Origin of the sequence: Arenibacter sp. P308M17, assembly GCF_003426735.1 — a bacterium.
Classification (GTDB): Bacteria; Bacteroidota; Bacteroidia; order Flavobacteriales; family Flavobacteriaceae; genus Arenibacter.
This window is the reverse complement of the sequence record NZ_QVON01000001.1, coordinates 653,688-671,141: the sequence shown is the minus strand read 5'-3', so window position 1 is coordinate 671,141 and position 17,454 is coordinate 653,688. Positions and strand designations below refer to the sequence as shown.

Genomic DNA, 17,454 nt, shown 5'->3' with positions numbered 1-17,454 from the left:
GAAGCAATCTGCCCAATGGCGACAGATCGCTTCGTACCTCGCGTTGACGAAAAATTATTTTTTGTCATGTAATAAACAATGCCCCTTAATCATTGGCCGCGACATCCCACCAGAGTCTGGTGTTTAAATCATCGCCTCCCATTCTGGAAACAGCCTGTTGGTAATTGGCATTGTTGGTCGATTTTACCGAATTTGGATACTGGAACCTTACAGGCACCCTTTTATCGTTTACCGCATCCGGACCGGCTATAACTTCCGGCATACCGGTACGCCTCCAATCGGACCAGGCCTCAAACCCGGTATAAAATAGGGCAATCCATTTCTGAAGGGCCGTCTTCTCCAATTTTTCATCCGTCGTTCCCGTATAGGCCACCTTTTCCTGTGCCATATACGCATCTAGGTCAAAGGCCTGTAGATCCGCTGCAATCTCGTTCCATCCCCCGGCAACGATCCTATCCAAATAATAGGAAAAAGAGGCTCTGATACCATTTTCGTAGTAGGTTGCGGCATCGCCCACACTTATAAAATTTCTTTCCCTGGCCTCGGCCAAAATAAATTGGAGCTCCGAATAATCCATGATAATGGTCTGGGAAGCCGTTGGGGAAGCAAGCTCTACATTACAGGCCCTGCACGCCATAAGTATCCCTATCCTGGATATAAAATTGGAACCTACCTCATTGGGGTTTCCGGACGGACTGTAGCCCAAGGCGGCCTCATCGTCCAAGCCGTTGGGCATACCCACATAATCATCCAGATTATCGGAATATATTCCTTTCCCGGAATTGGAAGTAGGCTGTGCGAAGACAATAAGTCTTCTATCATTTAGATCCTTTAATCTGGTCTCCAAGGTAAGGCTCAACCTTACCTCATCGAAACTTCCAGAACGGGTATTGTATTTCGGTTGTGGATTATCGGAATTCCATTGTAATAGTGCCGCATCCCCATTACTTTCAAATATGGGATAGGTTGCTGGGTCGCCCATAATCTCGGACATCCCGGCCACGGCCTTTGCCTGGTCCACATCACTGATCCTCATCAACAGGCGGAGTCTGAGCGAATTGGCAAATTTCCTCCATTTAAGCACATCGCCACCGTACAATATATCCCCGGATATATTTTCCGTACCCGTCAATGCCGTATTGGCTGCCTTCAGGTCGGCCAAAAGTCCGTCATAAATTTCCTGTTGGGGCGTAAACTCAGGGGTAATATTATCATCAGTAATTCCCTTTACCGCATCCGTATAAGGAACATCACCATAAGAATCCGTGAGATACGAATAGATCCATGATTTAACGATCAGGCCAACGCCGTAATAATTTTGGCGGTCAGGATTATCCTGGGTATCCCGAATAATATTCATGATATCACGTAGCCCGTCATAGGCATCGTTGTAAGGATTATCGGTAGGGGACCACTGATAGATGTCCCCGGAGGTAAATTGTAGTCGGGCACCATATTGGACCACGGTAAAGCCTTCTTCCCATCCCTGGCTCCCCCAATTATAGGCCATCTGTCTCAAGACTCCGGGCAAAAGCAGTTCCGAAGAGGCCTGCTCGGGAAAATTGGGGTTTTGGTTTATCTCTTCAAAATCTTTTGTACAACCCATAAAAGCTGACAAAAGAATCAATATGAAGAAACCCTTTTTAGATATATATATGTTTTTCATCTTTTATGCAATTAAAAATCGATTTGTAAATTTAGCGTGTATGTTCTGGTACTGGGGTAGGACATATTTTCTATCCCTGGTTGAAGGGTACCACCGGAAATGGCAACCGTTTCAGGATCAAAATGTGGATTGTCCGTCCAAAGCGCCAAATTTCTTCCCGTTAAAGATAACCTGGCCTTACTTATGGGTAATTTATCTATAATTTTTTGGGAAAGGCTATAGCCCAGGGTAACTTCACGTAATTTGGTATAGGAGGCATCGTATTTGGCGGCCTCCACGTTATCCCTCTCATAGTAACGGTTGTTATAGGTCCTTACGTCCACGTTTATGGTATTGGGGGTATATACCCCGGGAGATGTTTCCAACACTCCTTCGGCAACGATACCCGTTTCCCTTCCTTCCAAGGTCTCCATAAGCTGCCCTGAGGTGGATCCTATGGTCTTGGTCATGGACACTACCGTTCCCCCTTGCCGGATATCGAACATAAATCCAAAATCGAGTGACTTATATTTAAAGCTGTTCAGTATCCCCAAGGTATAATCGGCGGCGTAGTCGCCCTGGTACACCAGATCGTCCGTCCTTATCGGGATACCACTATTGTTTACTATTTTTTGGCCAAAGTACTCACTGTTAGGATCTTCCACACGCTGGAAGCCCCTTCCGTAAAGGGCACTAATGGACCCCCCTTCCCGAGCTTGGATAAAAACATTGTTCCTTGAGGTAAGGGTATAATCTATACCCCCTAGATCGGTAACCTCGCTCCTGTTTCTGGAGTAGTTGAACATGGTGTTCCAACTGAAATTCTCCGTTCTTACCGGAACTACGTTCAACATGGCCTCGAACCCATAATTCCGTACTTCGCCCGCATTGATCAGCTTACTGGTATATCCACTGGAGATGTCCGTGCTAATAGGTATGATCTGGTTCTTGGTCTTACCGTTATAATACGTGGCATCCAGATTAAGTCTACTTTGGAACAATCTAATATCTGCTCCAAACTCATAGGAGGAAGTAATCTCCGGTTTCAGATCGGCATTTGGGATCAATGAGGATTCCGTTAAAATGGGATTGTCCCCAAATGGGGTTTCATTGGTAAAGAAACTGGACAACTTATAGGGATCCGTATCGTTACCTACCTCCGCATAGGCCGCTCTTAATTTGGCAAAGGAAACAAATTCCGGCATTTTGAACATATCACTGGCTATGGCGCTCAAGGTCACCGAAGGATAGAAATAGGAATTATTATCGGTGGGCAAGGTACTGGACCAATCGTTACGGCCGGTAACATCCAAGAAAAGCAGGTTGTCATAGGCGAAACGGGCAAAACCGTAGAGACTGTTTATTCTCTTTTGTTCGTTGTTGGTACTTACCTCCAAGGGCCTTCTGGTATTATTGAAGGAGTACACTCCGGGGTTGATCAATTGTGGCGCCACCGTTTGGGTATATTCCTGTTTTTGGCGAAATTGGTTGCCACCGGCGGATATATTTATGTTCCATTTTTCCTTGAAGGTTTTGTCATAGGACAAAAGGAAGTCCGTATTGGACTCTTCAAAGAAAACATTGTCCTCCCTATAGTACCCCAAAGGGAAACGTTGGGTACTAAAGGCCCTTTTCCTTCCCCGAAGATCCCGATAGAAATCCCTTCCGGTCCTTACCATAAGGTTCCAATTGTCGTTTATTTCGTAATTGGCACTAATATTCCCGTATACCCGGTCCTTGTTCTGTGAGTTGGTATTCTCATAGACATTGAAAAAAGGGTTGTCGTGATAATTGTAGTTGTAATTGAACTGCTGCAGTCCTTCCCTACCGGGCATCCAGTAATCCCTCAAACTATTGGTATTCAATTGCCTGCCGTACCAAATGAACAGATACATGATACTTTCCGTACCATAACTAAGGGAAGGTCTATTGTCGCTATCGGATTTTATATAATTTACGTTGGTATTGATCGTTAGCTTATCGGTCAGGTTTAGGCCCGTATTCAAATTGAAGGTATTTCGCCTAAGGTCCGTATTGGGTACAATGCCCTCTTGGTCCAAATTTTGGTAGGAAAACCTAATATTGCCCAGATCTCCGGACTTGGAGATGGCAATGCTATTGGTCTTTGTATAGCCTGTATTAAAGAAATCCAAGGTATTGTCCGGATTGGAGTCCCAAGGTGTAGGGGTAATTGGCGAATCGCTAACCAAATAATCCCCGCCCCTTGTTCCATCTGCCCTGGGAGAATCAAACTGGGGGATCATTAGTCCGGTATCCAATCTGGGCCCCCAACTTTCATCCACACCATCGGCGATACCACTTCCACTCCCATCCACAAAAGCAAACTGTTGATTGTTCCCTTGTCCGTATTCGTTTTGCCAATCTGGCAATAGCAGGACATTTTCCATGGAGATTCCAGAATTTATGGTAATCCCCAATTGGCCCTTTTTAGAGCTTCCTTTCTTGGTGGTTATGATGATGGCCCCATTGGCTGCCCTGGCTCCATATAATGCCGCAGCTGCAGGACCTTTTAACACGTTGATAGATTCTATGCTCTCCGGGTTTATTTCCGCGGCCCCGTTTCCATAATCCACCTCTTGGGTCCCTGAACCGCTAGACCCAACAATTTCATTGCTTATAGGGGTTCCGTCCACAATAAAAAGAGGGGAGTTGCCATTAATGTTCAAGGAAGCATCGCCCCTAATGGATACCCTGGCGGAACCACCTAGGCCGGAAGGGCTGTTGGTAATCTGCAGACCGGCCACCTTGCCGGAAATACCGTTCAAAAGATTGGGTTCCCTAGCGGAGGATACCTGATCGGCATCGAGCTCCTGGGAGGCATACCCCAAGGATTTCTTTTCCCTTTTGATCCCCAAGGCGGTCACCACCACCTCGCTTAGACCGGTGGCGCTCTCCTCCAAGGTGATGGATATATCTGACTGTCCATTAACGGCTACTTCCTTGGTGGTATAGCCAATATAGGAAACCGTTAGAACAGCATTTTCACTATTGACACTGAGGGTAAAATTACCATCAAAATCGGACTGGGTCCCGTTAGTGGTCCCTTTTTCCAATACGTTGGCCCCGGGCAATAAATTCCCGTCACTGTCAACAATAGTCCCATTTACCACAAACTGCTGATAGACATCTACCTTTTCTGCATCATCCCTGCCGTTGGTCGTGGTTACTATTTCGGGTTTTAGCACTATCTGCTTGTCCAACACCTCATAGGTAATGTTCATTTTGGAAAAAATTCTGTCCAGAATTGTAGTAATCAATTCTTTATCAGCCTTTACGGAGACGATTTTTTTATAATCCAACTCCTTGTCATTGTACATGAATTTGAATTCCGTAAGGGACTCTATTCTGTTTAATACACTTTCGATACTGACATGATGGACATTCAAAGTAATTTTGGTCTTTTGACCATAGGTTTCGTTGGCATGAATTTGAAAAAGCGAAACAATAAGCAACAATAAGGTAGTAAGTTTCATCTTCAAATCATATTGTAGCCGAAAACGGAATTTCCTCCCCGGCATAATCAGGTTTTTCATATTTTTGTAGTGTTTTACGTGGTTAATTAATTTGATCACACCTAATCGGGAAGTGTTGGCGCACTTTCCGATTTTTTTTGCTTCCAGCCCATATATTTTAGGTGTCCTCCAAATATTGTGATCTGTTTAAATTTCAGGAAATCTAATTCATTGGCAGCTGTTTTATTTAGTTAGTTGATAATTATTTGTCTGTCGTTGATCTTGTAATCCATTTCATAGGTGAGGTTGAAGGTTTGAAACACTTGATCTATGGTTTCAATATCAAAACTTGCCGTAAACAATTCCTGATCCAGTTTTGGATTATTATTAACGATCTCCACATTATAATGCCGCTCCAATTTTTTTACGATGTTCTTAAAGGGCACGTGCCTCAATATGATCTTCCCGTTCAGCCAATCGGTATGCATGGCTATATCCGCCTCCTCTATTAAAATTTGCTTATTGTATTTGTTCCATTCCGCTTTAAAACCGGGTTCCAACAAAGAGGCCTTGGAAGAATCAAAGCTGTCCTGTTTATTATAGACCGAAACGGACCCCTCCAAAAGCGTCGTGTTGACAAACTGATCTTCCGGATAGGAGGATAAATTAAATTTTGTACCCAGCACACGCACGTTTAGCTGGTTTGTATTGACAATAAATGGATGTACCGTATCCTTGGCTACATTAAAAAAAGCTTCCCCGTCCAAAAAGACCTGCCTGTTTTCTGTATTAAGGAATTGTACCGGATACTTAAGGGATGTTCCGGAATTGAGGGTTACCTGGGTTCCATCGGAAAGCAATACATCAAATCTCTTGCCATAGGGCACCGTAAGCGTATTGTAAACCAAACCTTCTTTTGGTGCCCCGCTTTTTTTATAGATTAATCGCGACCCCTGTTGTGCCCCCAATACGTTCCCCTCGGAATCTACGACCTTGGCGGTTCCCTCCTCGGAAATTACCTCGATATTTCCATTTTCCAATTGTAATATAATGGCATCTTCAGGAATAACGGACTTAGCACCGGAATCAACAAAAGTGTCCCTAAATATAGAGCTTAGTACAAGGAGAATTGCAAAAATAGCTACGGATTTCAAAATTGTACTTGAAAAGCGACGCCTATCGCTGGAGCTAGGTTTTTGGGCAAAGACAATATGGTGGTAGGAACCATCCAAATCCATGTTGGTTTCCTCCAAAGCGGAAGCAATATGTTTTGCCTTTAAAAGATTGAATCTCCTGGCATTTATATCGGAGGCAGTAATCCAATTTTGGACTTCTTTTTCCTCCTTTGAAGTTGCGGTACCCCTTAGGTATTTATATATTTTTTGATCCAACATCGTCCTGTGTTACTCTATAAAGACGACTCAAAATGGACTTACACCTAGTACAGGATAAAAATTTTATTGGGAAATAGTGATAAACTCCCTTAAATGGAGCCTCAAATGTCTTAGGGCATTGGCAATATGGTTGTCTACCGTTCTATGCGAAACACCTAATTCTGCCGCGATTTCGCTATGCTTTAAGCCTTCCAATCGACTTTTCTTGAAAATATTTTTACATTTTTCAGGTAACAATTCAATACTCTGAATAATTTTGTCTTCCAATTCATTTTCCAACAGAAGGGAAGCTGCCTCATCTTGAATAAAGTTATACTGGATCTCGGATTTAATGCGGTAACTATTATCCAAATAGTTTCTCTTGACCTTTTCATGCTTCAATTGGTCCAGACACAAATTCTTTGTCATGGTGTACAAATAGCTATTGATATTGGACACTTCGCCCAAGCATTCCTTATTTTCCCATATTCTAAGGAATACATTCTGAACTATATTTTCGGCCTCCTGTTGGTAGACCAGATATCCTCTGGCAATATGAACCAATTTGGAATAGTAGAGCCGGAACAGGGTCTCAAAAGCATGCTTCCCTCCCTTTTCCAAAAGGGAAAGAAAAAGCTCGTTATTGATATTGGGCTGCCCTTTTTCCAATTTACAAATGGGTTTACATTTTCCAAGCTACCAAGCTACCTATCTGGAATGTATCCTCTTTCCATGATACGGCCTATACATCCGGCTGCACTTTCAGCATCGACATTTTCTGTATCTATTTATAATGATATTCAAAGTATATCGTATATAATAATTCAAGACTATCCGATTCGTTTTTCTTGCTAGTATCCAGATGTTCGAAATTTCAAATCCACCCCAATTTAACAAATAATTACAATTTAACCAAGAATCAAATTTTTTAACTATACAAAAGAATATTGATTTTAGGTTTTCGCAGATTTTGGGATACTAGTTTTTTATTTCAACAATTTTGACAGGTCTTTTTTCCTTTAATGATTTTATTGCGGCCAAGCCTATTTGAAGCGACTTTAAGCCATCCCTACCATCTACCGCTACGGCATTACCATTTTTAAGGCTTGCCACATAACTGTCCATTTCGGATCTATAGGCTGCCGCATACCTTTCCAAAAAGAAGTGAAGGGGCAATGACCCCTGTATTCCCTGTTTGGTATATAGACGATGTGAATCTTCATAATTATTATCGGCCTGTGCCATGCCCTTGGATCCAAATACTTCTATTCTTTGGTCATACCCATAGGCCGCTTCCCTACTATTGTCTATTACGGCCATGGTACCGTCCGTATAGGTCAAGGTAACTATTGCGGTGTCTATATCCCCGGCCTCGCCGATGGCTGGATCTACCAAAACGGCGCCTTTGGCATATACTTCCTCCACTTCCTTGCCCACTACAAACCTGGCCATGTCAAAATCATGTATGGTCATATCCAAAAACAGCCCACCGGATTGCTTAATGTAGCTAACTGGGGGAGCTCCTGGATCCCGACTCGTAATTTTTACCAAATGGGGCTGTCCTACCGCACCCTCCTTTACAAGATCATGGACCCTTTTAAACTCCTTATCGAAACGGCGATTGAAACCCAACATCAATTTTATGTTGGCCTTATCTACCACCTCCAATACCTGGACCACCCGCTGCATGGATAGATCCAAAGGTTTTTCACAGAAAATATGGATTCCGGCTTTGGCCGCCATTTCAACATAATCGGCATGGGTATCCGTAGGGGAACAGATGACCACGGCATCGACGGGGGCAATGGCCAAAAGTTCCTGGAAGGTACTGGCTATATGGGGTATCTTCTTTTCCTGTGCATATTTCCTACATTCTTCCATGGGATCCATTACGGCCACCACTTCCACATTTTCCATCTGAAGCAGGTTTTCCAAATGGATCTTTCCAATCCTTCCCAATCCTGCTACGGAGAATTTAACTTTTGTCATAGATGTATATTTCTTTATAATTGTTTCATGAATTTTTAATTACCTAAAGTCCCAGGGACCTTATATAGTCCCTATTGGCCTGTGCACATACCTTTGGATTTCCCATACCCGGTAAAATATCCTGCTCCACTACTATCCAATCCTTGTAATCAATTACTTCCAACAATTTTACAACGGCCCGAAAATCTACCGAACCTTTCCCCAATTCACAAAATACCCCTCTTTTAATGGCATCAAAATAATCTCCATTGGCCTCTCTGGAAGCCTTTGCCGCCTCTTGACTGTAATCCTTAAAATGAACATGCCATATTCTTTTTCCATACTTGGTCAGCGCCTTTACCGGGTCTCCCCCACCAAAGGCATAATGCCCCATGTCCAGACACAGGCCCAACAATTCCGGATCGGTCAATGTCATAAGGGTATCTATTTCTTCCGGGGTCTCTACATATCCTGCACAGTGATGATGGAACACCGTTCTTATACCATAGGCGTCCTTGACCGCCCTGGCGATCTTTTCGGCACCGGCGGCATATCCCTTCCATTGTTTTTCCGTGAGTCCCATTTCGGGCGTAATTCTCCCCGCATTATTGGTGCGTCCGGGAACCGAACCATTGTCATCCGCCAATACGATAAAGGATTTTTCGTAACCGGCATTGAACATAAGTTCCGCTACTTTAAGCGCCGATTCCATCCCAGCTTCATGACTGGGGGCATTGGCCAGGGCAACGGGCACAAAAGCGCCTAAGAGATCCAATTCTCTCTTATCCAACTCCGCTCTTAAAAGTCCGGGGGTGGTAGGCATATATCCCCAATCTCCCAATTCGGTACCCATATATCCCGTTTCCCTTATTTCGTCCAGTACCTGTTCAAAACCTATCTCTTCGGATTTTTCTTCCAGGTCAAATTCCAAGGCCCCCCATGAACAGGGAGCATTTGCGATTTTCATCATGTTACGATCCTATTAAAATTTTCTTGACCATATGTTGGGCCATCTTTCTATTATTACTTTGGTCTGCGTAAAGAATTCTATGGCATGTTTGCCCTGTCCGTGAAGGTCGCCAAAAAAGCTATCCTTCCAACCACTAAAAGGGAATTGTGCCATGGGGGCTGCCACACCAATATTGATGCCGATATTTCCGGCATCGGCCTCATTCCTAAACCTTCTGGCATTGGCACCGCTACCCGTAAACAAACAGGCCATATTACCATAATTGCCACCGTTCACAAATTTAAGGGCATCATCTATATTCTTCATGGAGATGAGGCTCATAACGGGTCCAAAGATCTCGGTTTTGATCAATTCCCTATCCAATGCTACATCTTCCAATATGGTAGGGTTTAGGAAGTTTCCTTTCTCATAACCGGAAATGGAGGTATTTCGACCATCCAAAAGTACTTTGGCACCTTCATCAATTCCTTTTTGGATCAATCCTGTTATCCTTGCCTTGCTTTCAGGGGTAATTACCGGCCCCATGTTAACGTCCCTATCCAGTCCATATCCGGTCGTCCTGGATCTAACGGTTTCGTATAGGGCATCCTTAATTTGCCTTTTTTGATCGTCTACAGTGATGATCGTGGAAGCGGCCAAACATCTTTGGCCCGCACATCCATAAACGGAATCCGCAATGATCTTGGTAGACATTTCTATATCCGCATCGGGAAGGATCACTACCGGATTTTTGGCGCCCCCTTGGGCCTGGACCCTCTTGCCATTGGCCGTCCCCTTGGAATAGATATATCTGGCAACAGGGGTACTGCCCACAAAACTCACTGCCTTAATGATAGGGTGTTCCAAAATGGCATCCACGGAATCCTTTCCACCGTGCACCAGACTAACAAGTCCCTTTGGAATATCCAATTGGTCCAAAAACTCGAAAATCTTCATCATGGTCATAGGCACCTTCTCCGAAGGCTTCACTACAAAGGCATTACCGGTGGCAATGGCATAGGGAAGGAACCAAAAAACGATCATACTTGGAAAGTTGAAGGGGGTTATACAGGCGGCCACACCAATGGGCTGCCTGATCATCATCTCATCTATTCCCGTTGCGATATCCTCTATAACATCGCCCGCCATTAGCATTGGCGTTCCACAGGCGACTTCAATATTTTCTATGGCCCTCTGGATTTCCCCAACAGATTCCCCATAGGTCTTTCCCGACTCCTTGGTAATGATCTCTGCAAGTAGCTCGGTGTTTTCCTCCATTAAGGCCTTTAGGCGATACAGTACCTGGACCCTTTTAAGCACAGGTACCTTACTCCATTCCTTATACGCTTTTGAGGCAGCCTCCACGGCCATATCAACATCCTTTCGGGTATCGGAACCATAAGGAACCTTGGCCAAGGTTTCCTGGGTGGCCGGATTCACAATGTTTATTGTTTCTTTGGAAGTGCTTGGAACCCAAACACCATCGATATAATTTTTTAGAATTTCCATTTTCAAATTGTTTAATATTATTGCTCAAAGTAATTCTGCTACTGGTTGTTCCAGAGCAGGACATATATTAACACGGTAACGGCGCACAAACCAATGGACATAGGAATGGTATATTTCCAAGCTTTTAGATTTACCGCGCCAACATCTGTAATTTCATACTTGTTATCATTGGGATAGAAATAGGACACCGAATACATGATGGCCACGTTCAGCAAGAACTCTATTCCCCATAAATGCACAAAATGAATGCCGTGGGAGGTGTAGCCCCAGGTCATAAAAACATAAAAACAGAGCCCGAATATAAGGGCTACCTTTGCCCCCATTGCCGAGACCTTTTTCATAAAGAAACCGGCCAATAAAATAGAGGCGATCGGTATAAAGAATATCCCGTTCAGCTCTTGTAGCAATTGATACAGTCCGTCCGAAGCATTGGCCACCATTGGGGCTGCAAAAATTGCCATTACCGCTAAAATGGCGGAAGTAGCCTTCCCGATCTTTACCAGTTTATTATCGCTGACATCCTTTGCGATATGCTTCTTGTAAATATCCATACTGAACAGGGTGGCCACAGAATTCAGAACAGAGTTAAAGGTACTCAATACCGCCCCCATAATTACGGCCGCAAAAAAGCCTATCAACCAGACCGGCAGCACCTTCTTGACCAATTGTGGGTAAACGGTGTCCTGTTGATCGAAGTAGGTATCCTGAAAATAATAATAACAAATTACCCCGGGCAATACAATGATCAGGGGAATCAAGATCTTGAAAAGTCCCGTTATCAACAGTCCCTTTTGGGCCTCCTTCAGGTTTTTCGCCCCCAAGGCCCTTTGGATGATCGTCTGGTTCATTCCCCAGAAATAGAGCTGATTAATAATAAGGCCCGTAAACAATACTTCGAAGGGCAGTACAGAATCCCGTGCCCCTACCACATTGAATTTCTCGGGGGCATATTCATATACCTTGACCAATCCGTCCCAAATATTGTTGTCCCCTATGGCCATCAACGCCAAAACCGGTATTAAAAGACCCCCCAATAATAGTCCAAGTCCATTAATGGTATCGGAATAGGCCACGGCCTTTAAGCCTCCAAATATGGCGTATATGGACCCTATGACCCCAATAATGACCACTGTAATCCATAAGCCTTCGGATTTACTGACCCCTAGGGCCTCCGAAATACCAAAGAGACTTTCAATGCCTATTGCCCCGGAATATAAAACGATGGGCAACAAGGTCACCACAAAGGAAAAGATAAGAATGGCGGCTACCATTGTCCTGGTCATCCCATCAAATCTACTTTCCAAAAACTGGGGTATGGTGGTAAGTCCCATCTTTAAATATTTGGGCACAAAAAAAATGGCCGCAATAACAAGGGCTATGGAAGAGGTGACTTCCCAAGCTATGACAATAAAACCATTGACATAGGAATTACCGTTCATCCCGATAAGATGTTCGGACGAAATGTTGGTCAACAACATGGAACCTGCTATTACGATTCCAGTTAAGCTTCTACCTCCCAAGAAATAACCGTCGGATGAGGTTAGGTTTGTTTTTCTAAGACTGTACCATGTAAAAAAGGCAACTCCTCCGGTAAAAAGCAGGAATGAGGTTAGGATAATGATCAGTTCGGAATTCATAAGGCTAGGTTGGTTAAGGTCTATAAATAATATTTTTGGGTCTTCTTGTTCTCCCTATAGGTTTCCAAAGACTTCTTTACGCCACTTTTGTCCGATACTTCGGCCACGGCCACATCCCACCAGGCAAAACCCGGAACTGCCTTTTTACGGTCTACCTCTATGTAGATTACGGTAGTCCTGTCCAAGGTCTTGGCTGTTTTAAGGGCCTCGTTCAATTCCTTTACATTGGCCGCTTTAATGACATGTGCCCCCATACTGGCAGCATTGGCCGCATAATCTATGGGCAACTTTCCTCCGTCCAATTGGTCCGTCTCCTCATTTCGATATCTATAATAGGTTCCGAAACCTTCACTACCAAGGGAACTGGAAAGGCTTCCAATACTGGAATAACCATCATTGTTCAAGAGCACTATGGTCATCTTCTGTTTTTCTTGGATCGATGTTACGATCTCTTGCGCCATCATCAGGTAACTGCCATCGCCCACCATCACATATATCTCACTTTCAGGACGTGCCATTTTGGCCCCCAGCCCACCGGCAATCTCATACCCCATGCAGGAATATCCGTATTCCAGATGGAAGCCTTTCGGGTTTCGCGTCCGCCACAGTTTATGGAGATCCCCTGGAAGACTTCCTGCAGCACACAACACTATATCCTCAGGGTTGGAAAAGGAATTTATGGCTCCGATCACCTCTCCCTGAAAAGCGGGCACCCCATTCTTTTCCGCATAGATATCCTCTACAAATTGATCCCAGTCCTTATTAAAACGCTCCACTTTTTCACGATAATCCGCGCTCACTTTAAAAGTGGACAACTCCCTATCCAGAGTTTCCAATATGGCCTTGGCATCCCCTATCAACGGCAATGCCCCGTGCTTAAAGGAGTCGAATTCTGTAACATTTATATTTATAAATTGGACCTTGGGATCTTGGAAGGCCGACTTGGAGATGGTAGTAAAATCACTATATCTTGTACCTAGCCCTATGACCAGATCGGCCTCCCTTGCCACTGCTATGGCCCCTGGTGTACCCGTTACCCCTGCAGCTCCCAAATTTTGCGGTTCGTTATAATCCAAGGAGCCCTTTCCCGCAAAGGTTTCGGCCACGGGTATCCCCGTTCTATTGACCAATTTTTTCAATATGGCGGTGGCATCGCTATAAATAGTACCGCCACCGGAAATAATAATTGGCCTCTTACTTTCCTTGATCAGGGCAATGGCCCTGGACAACAGGGTTTGGTCCGGCATGTTCCTACCTATGTACCAAACACGCTTTTGGAACATTTCCTCTGGAAAATCAAAGGCTTCCGCCTGCACGTCCTGGGGAATGCAAAGGGTAACCGTTCCTGTTTCCGCTTGGGAGGTGAGCACCCGCATTACTTCTGGCAAGGCGGTAATCAATTGTTCCGGTCTATTGATCCGGTCCCAATATTTGGATACGGGTTTAAAGCAATCATTGACAGATACATCCTGTGACAGATTGGATTCCAACTGCTGCAATACAGGGGCCACCTGTCTTGTGGCAAATATATCGCCGGGAATCAAGAGAACCGGAATCCTATTGATAGTGGCCGCAGCGGCAGCGGTAAGCATATTGGTAGCCCCTGGACCAATGGAAGAAGTACAGACAAAGGTCTGTAACCTGTTCTTTACCTTGGCAAAGGCTGCCGCCGTATGCACCATTCCCTGTTCGTTACGGGCTACGTAAAAGGGAAAGTCGAGGTTTTGGTGCAGTGCCTGTCCTATTCCTGCCACGTTGCCATGGCCCAAAATCCCAAAACAACCGGCAAAAAACCTGTTCTGGATCCCATCCCGTTCAACATATTGATTTTTTAGATATTCAATTGTAGCCTGGGCCACGGTAAGTCTTTTTGTTGTCATCTGTTCTTCTTTATTTGTTTTAATAGGTCAGATAGAATGCCCTGAGAACATATCGGTTGGTTTGATAAAGCCTTTAATGGGCATTTCATCGCTTATAAAATTAAAATCCGCCCTTTTGATCTATAAAGTCCAAGGATTCTTCCAAGGTAGGCATAAAATTGGCACAGCCCTTTTTGGTAACCACTTGCGCACCACTGGCATTCCCCATCCGGCATGCTTTTTTTAAACCCCATCCTTGTAGAATACCATATAGGAATCCGCTGGCAAAGGCATCACCGGCACCCAGTACGTTCAGAACCGCTACGGGAAATCCGGGAACATCCTCTCTGGAGCCGTCCTTTTGGTATATACTTGCCCCCTTCTCCCCTCGTTTTACGATCAGGGTCTCTATCCCGGAAGAAAGCAATTGTTTGATGGATTCATCAATATCCCCCTTAATTTCCGGTGCCGAAATTTGTTGTTCCTTAATGGTCACCTGGGAAGCATCGATCAGGGTGGCGGCCAGGATTTCCTCTTCCGTACCAATGGCTATTTTTACCCTGGGCAAAATGGCCCTTACGGTTAATCCGAATGCCCTATAATCATGCCATTGGTCCGCCCTAAAATCCAAATCTAGCACCACATCCACATCATTCCTATTGGCTATTTCCGTGGCGTAAAAGGTAGCGCTCCTGGTAGGCTCTATGTTCAATGCGGTACCATTGATCAACAATATTTTGTAGTCCTGGATATTGGCCCTATCCACATCATCGATATCTACTTGACTATCGGCCGCATTGTCCCTGTAATACACTAGGGGAAATTTATCCGGAGGTTCTATGCCCAGTACCACCGCACTACTTCTAGTGCCATTTTTTACTGGGATGGCATGGGTGTTTACCCCTTCCCTGTTCAGGAAATTCAAGATAAACTCTCCCACCTTATCATTACCTACCGCTGTTAAAAGACTGGCATTGACGCCCAATCTTGCACAGCCCACGGCTATATTGAGCGGAGACCCTCCCACAAAGGCATCGAACCCTTTTATTTCATTAAAGGGGGCCCCGATATTCTGGGAATAAAGATCGATACTGGACCTTCCAAACGTAATTACATCAAACTTTTTATCGCTCATTTTAAATTATTGTTTATTCATTTCCGCAATTACCAATGGCAATCTTTTGTCCTTTGAGGTCCAGGAACCATAAATCCATTCATGATCCGGATCGGTGGAATTGGCCAGGCATTGGTCCGTACCGGCCAGAAAATTTAGGTAATAGCAATGAAAGCCATGCTCTGCCACCACCGGATGGTAGCCTTTGGGTATCAATACCACATCGTTATGTCTTGGCCTAACTATTTCGTCCAGGGACCTATCCTTGGTATATACCTGCTGTATGGCGTAGGCCTCGGGCTTTTGGAACTTATAGAAATAGGTCTCCTCCTGAATCGGCTCCAGTACCGTACCGTCTGTTCCCACCAACCTTTCATCGTGTTTGTGGGCAGGAAAGGAACTCCAATTCCCTGAAGGCGTATACACTTCCCGCACTACTATTTTGCTACAGCCAAAACCCGGTGGCACCAGATCATTGAACTGCCTAGTGGCATTGTCCCCTCCAAAAATGACTATGGGGGTATCTTCGGGAGTCACGAACTTGGCCGGAAAATCCTCATCCACTTGGCACCAACCGTATCCTATATCCAAGGTATCGCTCAAGGCGGTCAACATAAATTTACTATTGCGCGAAAGGTACAAGGTATGCGCCACTCCGCTAAAAACATCCTTTCGTCCATTTTTGGTTTCCCAATTTCCCTGATTGCTTTCCACTTTGAAGTTACCGCCCAAAAGTACGATCACCATTTCGTTATTCAGGGTATCATGCTCCCAAGTTTCCCCTTTGTTCATGAGCCTGGCCTCAAAATTGAGGTATTTCCACTTGGCCGTTTTGGTGGTGATACTATGATATATTCCTGTTTCGGATCTTGGCTTTATTTGTAAATGTGAACTATGTTCCATACTATTTTATCTTAAATCTTTATATAACTTGTTTTTCCCGTAGCCCTTAGGAGATCAAACTTTTCCAGCATAAATTTTTCGTATTCCGCCATATAGGTCTTCCCTGGAACAACGGGATCGAATAGCTCGGGAGTATCCTTAAAGAATTCCCGGTGCACCCTTGTCCACAAAAGCCTGGTGTCTGTTGCTATATTGATCTTACAGACCCCATAGGCAATAGATTTCACAATCTCTTGGGGCGAAACCCCGGAAGCCCCTTCGTTCAAATTCCCCCCTGCCCTGTTGATCCGTTCTATTTCCTGATAATTTACGGCGGAGCCACCGTGCAGCACTATCGGAAATTGGGGCAATCGCTGTTGGATTTCCTCCAATATGGCAAACTGTATACCATCCCCTCCGGAAAATTTATAGGCCCCATGACTGGTACCTACCGCGACGGCCAGGCTGTCGCATCCCGTCAACTCCACAAATTCCTGCACCTCTGACGGCTGGGTATATTTGGCGTGTTTTTCATCTATGGACAGATCGTCTTCCACCCCGCTCAGCACACCCAATTCCGCCTCTACAACTATATTTTTCTTATGTGCCTCCAACACCACGGCCTTGGTCCTTTTTACGTTGTCCTTAAAACTATCATGGGAGGCGTCGATCATAATGGACTTATAATCGTTGGATAGGATCGCATCAAAGGCATGTTCCTCGTTGCCGTGATCCATATGGACGGCGTACACCGCTTTGGGGTATATTTTGGCCGCCGCATTGATCATGGCAATTAGCATGGTAGGGTGGGCATAATTCCTTGCTGCAGGTGTAATCTGGACTATAAAAGGGGCATTGGCCCTTTCTCCCGCACTAAAAAGTCCGAGGACCTGTTCCATGGTAAAAACATTGACGGCTGCAATGGCATATTTGCCATAACAGTGTTCATAAAATATCTTTGGAGATAGGTGCATGCAATATATGGTTACATTGGGCCATTAACTAAAATAGCGTATACAAATAACAATAATTTATTGATGTTCCG

Annotated in this window: 12 protein-coding genes; all 12 read right to left on the bottom strand. The window is 44.6% G+C overall.

The window, feature by feature from the left end; genetic code table 11:
• Window positions 1-85 precede the first annotated feature (85 nt).
• A complete protein-coding gene (locus tag D0S24_RS02730; RefSeq protein ID WP_117018307.1) occupies window positions 86-1,666 on the bottom strand; it encodes a SusD/RagB family nutrient-binding outer membrane lipoprotein in 1,581 nt (526 codons plus the stop codon).
• Window positions 1,667-1,677: 11 nt separating this feature from the next.
• The gene (locus tag D0S24_RS02725) at window positions 1,678-5,199 is read right to left on the bottom strand and encodes a SusC/RagA family TonB-linked outer membrane protein (RefSeq protein WP_251795697.1); all 3,522 of its coding nucleotides are present in this window, start codon (window positions 5,197-5,199) and stop codon (window positions 1,678-1,680) included.
• A gap of 170 nt (window positions 5,200-5,369) precedes the next feature.
• On the bottom strand, window positions 5,370-6,512 hold the full coding sequence (locus D0S24_RS02720) for a FecR family protein (protein ID WP_117018306.1): 1,143 nt from the start codon (window positions 6,510-6,512) through the stop codon (window positions 5,370-5,372).
• Between the two features lie 63 nt (window positions 6,513-6,575).
• Complete coding sequence (locus D0S24_RS02715) at window positions 6,576-7,160, bottom strand: RNA polymerase sigma-70 factor (protein WP_251795694.1); 585 nt, start codon at window positions 7,158-7,160, stop codon at window positions 6,576-6,578.
• A 309-nt stretch (window positions 7,161-7,469) separates the two neighbouring features.
• Window positions 7,470-8,480 carry an inositol 2-dehydrogenase gene (gene iolG, locus D0S24_RS02710; RefSeq protein ID WP_117018305.1) on the bottom strand — a complete coding sequence of 337 codons (1,011 nt, stop codon included), beginning with the start codon at window positions 8,478-8,480 and terminating at the stop codon, window positions 7,470-7,472.
• 43 nt (window positions 8,481-8,523) lie between these two features.
• The gene (locus D0S24_RS02705; RefSeq protein WP_117018304.1) at window positions 8,524-9,429 is read right to left on the bottom strand and encodes a sugar phosphate isomerase/epimerase; all 906 of its coding nucleotides are present in this window, start codon (window positions 9,427-9,429) and stop codon (window positions 8,524-8,526) included.
• Window positions 9,430-9,441: 12 nt separating this feature from the next.
• A complete protein-coding gene (locus tag D0S24_RS02700) occupies window positions 9,442-10,917 on the bottom strand; it encodes a CoA-acylating methylmalonate-semialdehyde dehydrogenase (RefSeq protein ID WP_117018303.1) in 1,476 nt (491 codons plus the stop codon).
• A 38-nt stretch (window positions 10,918-10,955) separates the two neighbouring features.
• The gene (locus D0S24_RS02695; RefSeq protein WP_251795692.1) at window positions 10,956-12,554 is read right to left on the bottom strand and encodes a solute:sodium symporter family transporter; all 1,599 of its coding nucleotides are present in this window, start codon (window positions 12,552-12,554) and stop codon (window positions 10,956-10,958) included.
• A 20-nt stretch (window positions 12,555-12,574) separates the two neighbouring features.
• Window positions 12,575-14,434, bottom strand: a complete 1,860-nt coding sequence (gene iolD, locus D0S24_RS02690) for a 3D-(3,5/4)-trihydroxycyclohexane-1,2-dione acylhydrolase (decyclizing) (RefSeq protein ID WP_117018302.1) — start codon at window positions 14,432-14,434, stop codon at window positions 12,575-12,577.
• Window positions 14,435-14,534: 100 nt separating this feature from the next.
• Window positions 14,535-15,548: a 5-dehydro-2-deoxygluconokinase gene (gene iolC, locus D0S24_RS02685; protein ID WP_117018301.1), complete on the bottom strand. Its 1,014-nt coding sequence runs from the start codon at window positions 15,546-15,548 to the stop codon at window positions 14,535-14,537.
• A gap of 6 nt (window positions 15,549-15,554) precedes the next feature.
• A complete protein-coding gene (gene iolB, locus D0S24_RS02680; RefSeq protein ID WP_117018300.1) occupies window positions 15,555-16,430 on the bottom strand; it encodes a 5-deoxy-glucuronate isomerase in 876 nt (291 codons plus the stop codon).
• An 11-nt stretch (window positions 16,431-16,441) separates the two neighbouring features.
• Window positions 16,442-17,383, bottom strand: coding sequence for a class II fructose-bisphosphate aldolase (locus D0S24_RS02675; RefSeq protein WP_117018299.1), 942 nt, complete (start codon window positions 17,381-17,383; stop codon window positions 16,442-16,444).
• Window positions 17,384-17,454 lie beyond the last annotated feature (71 nt).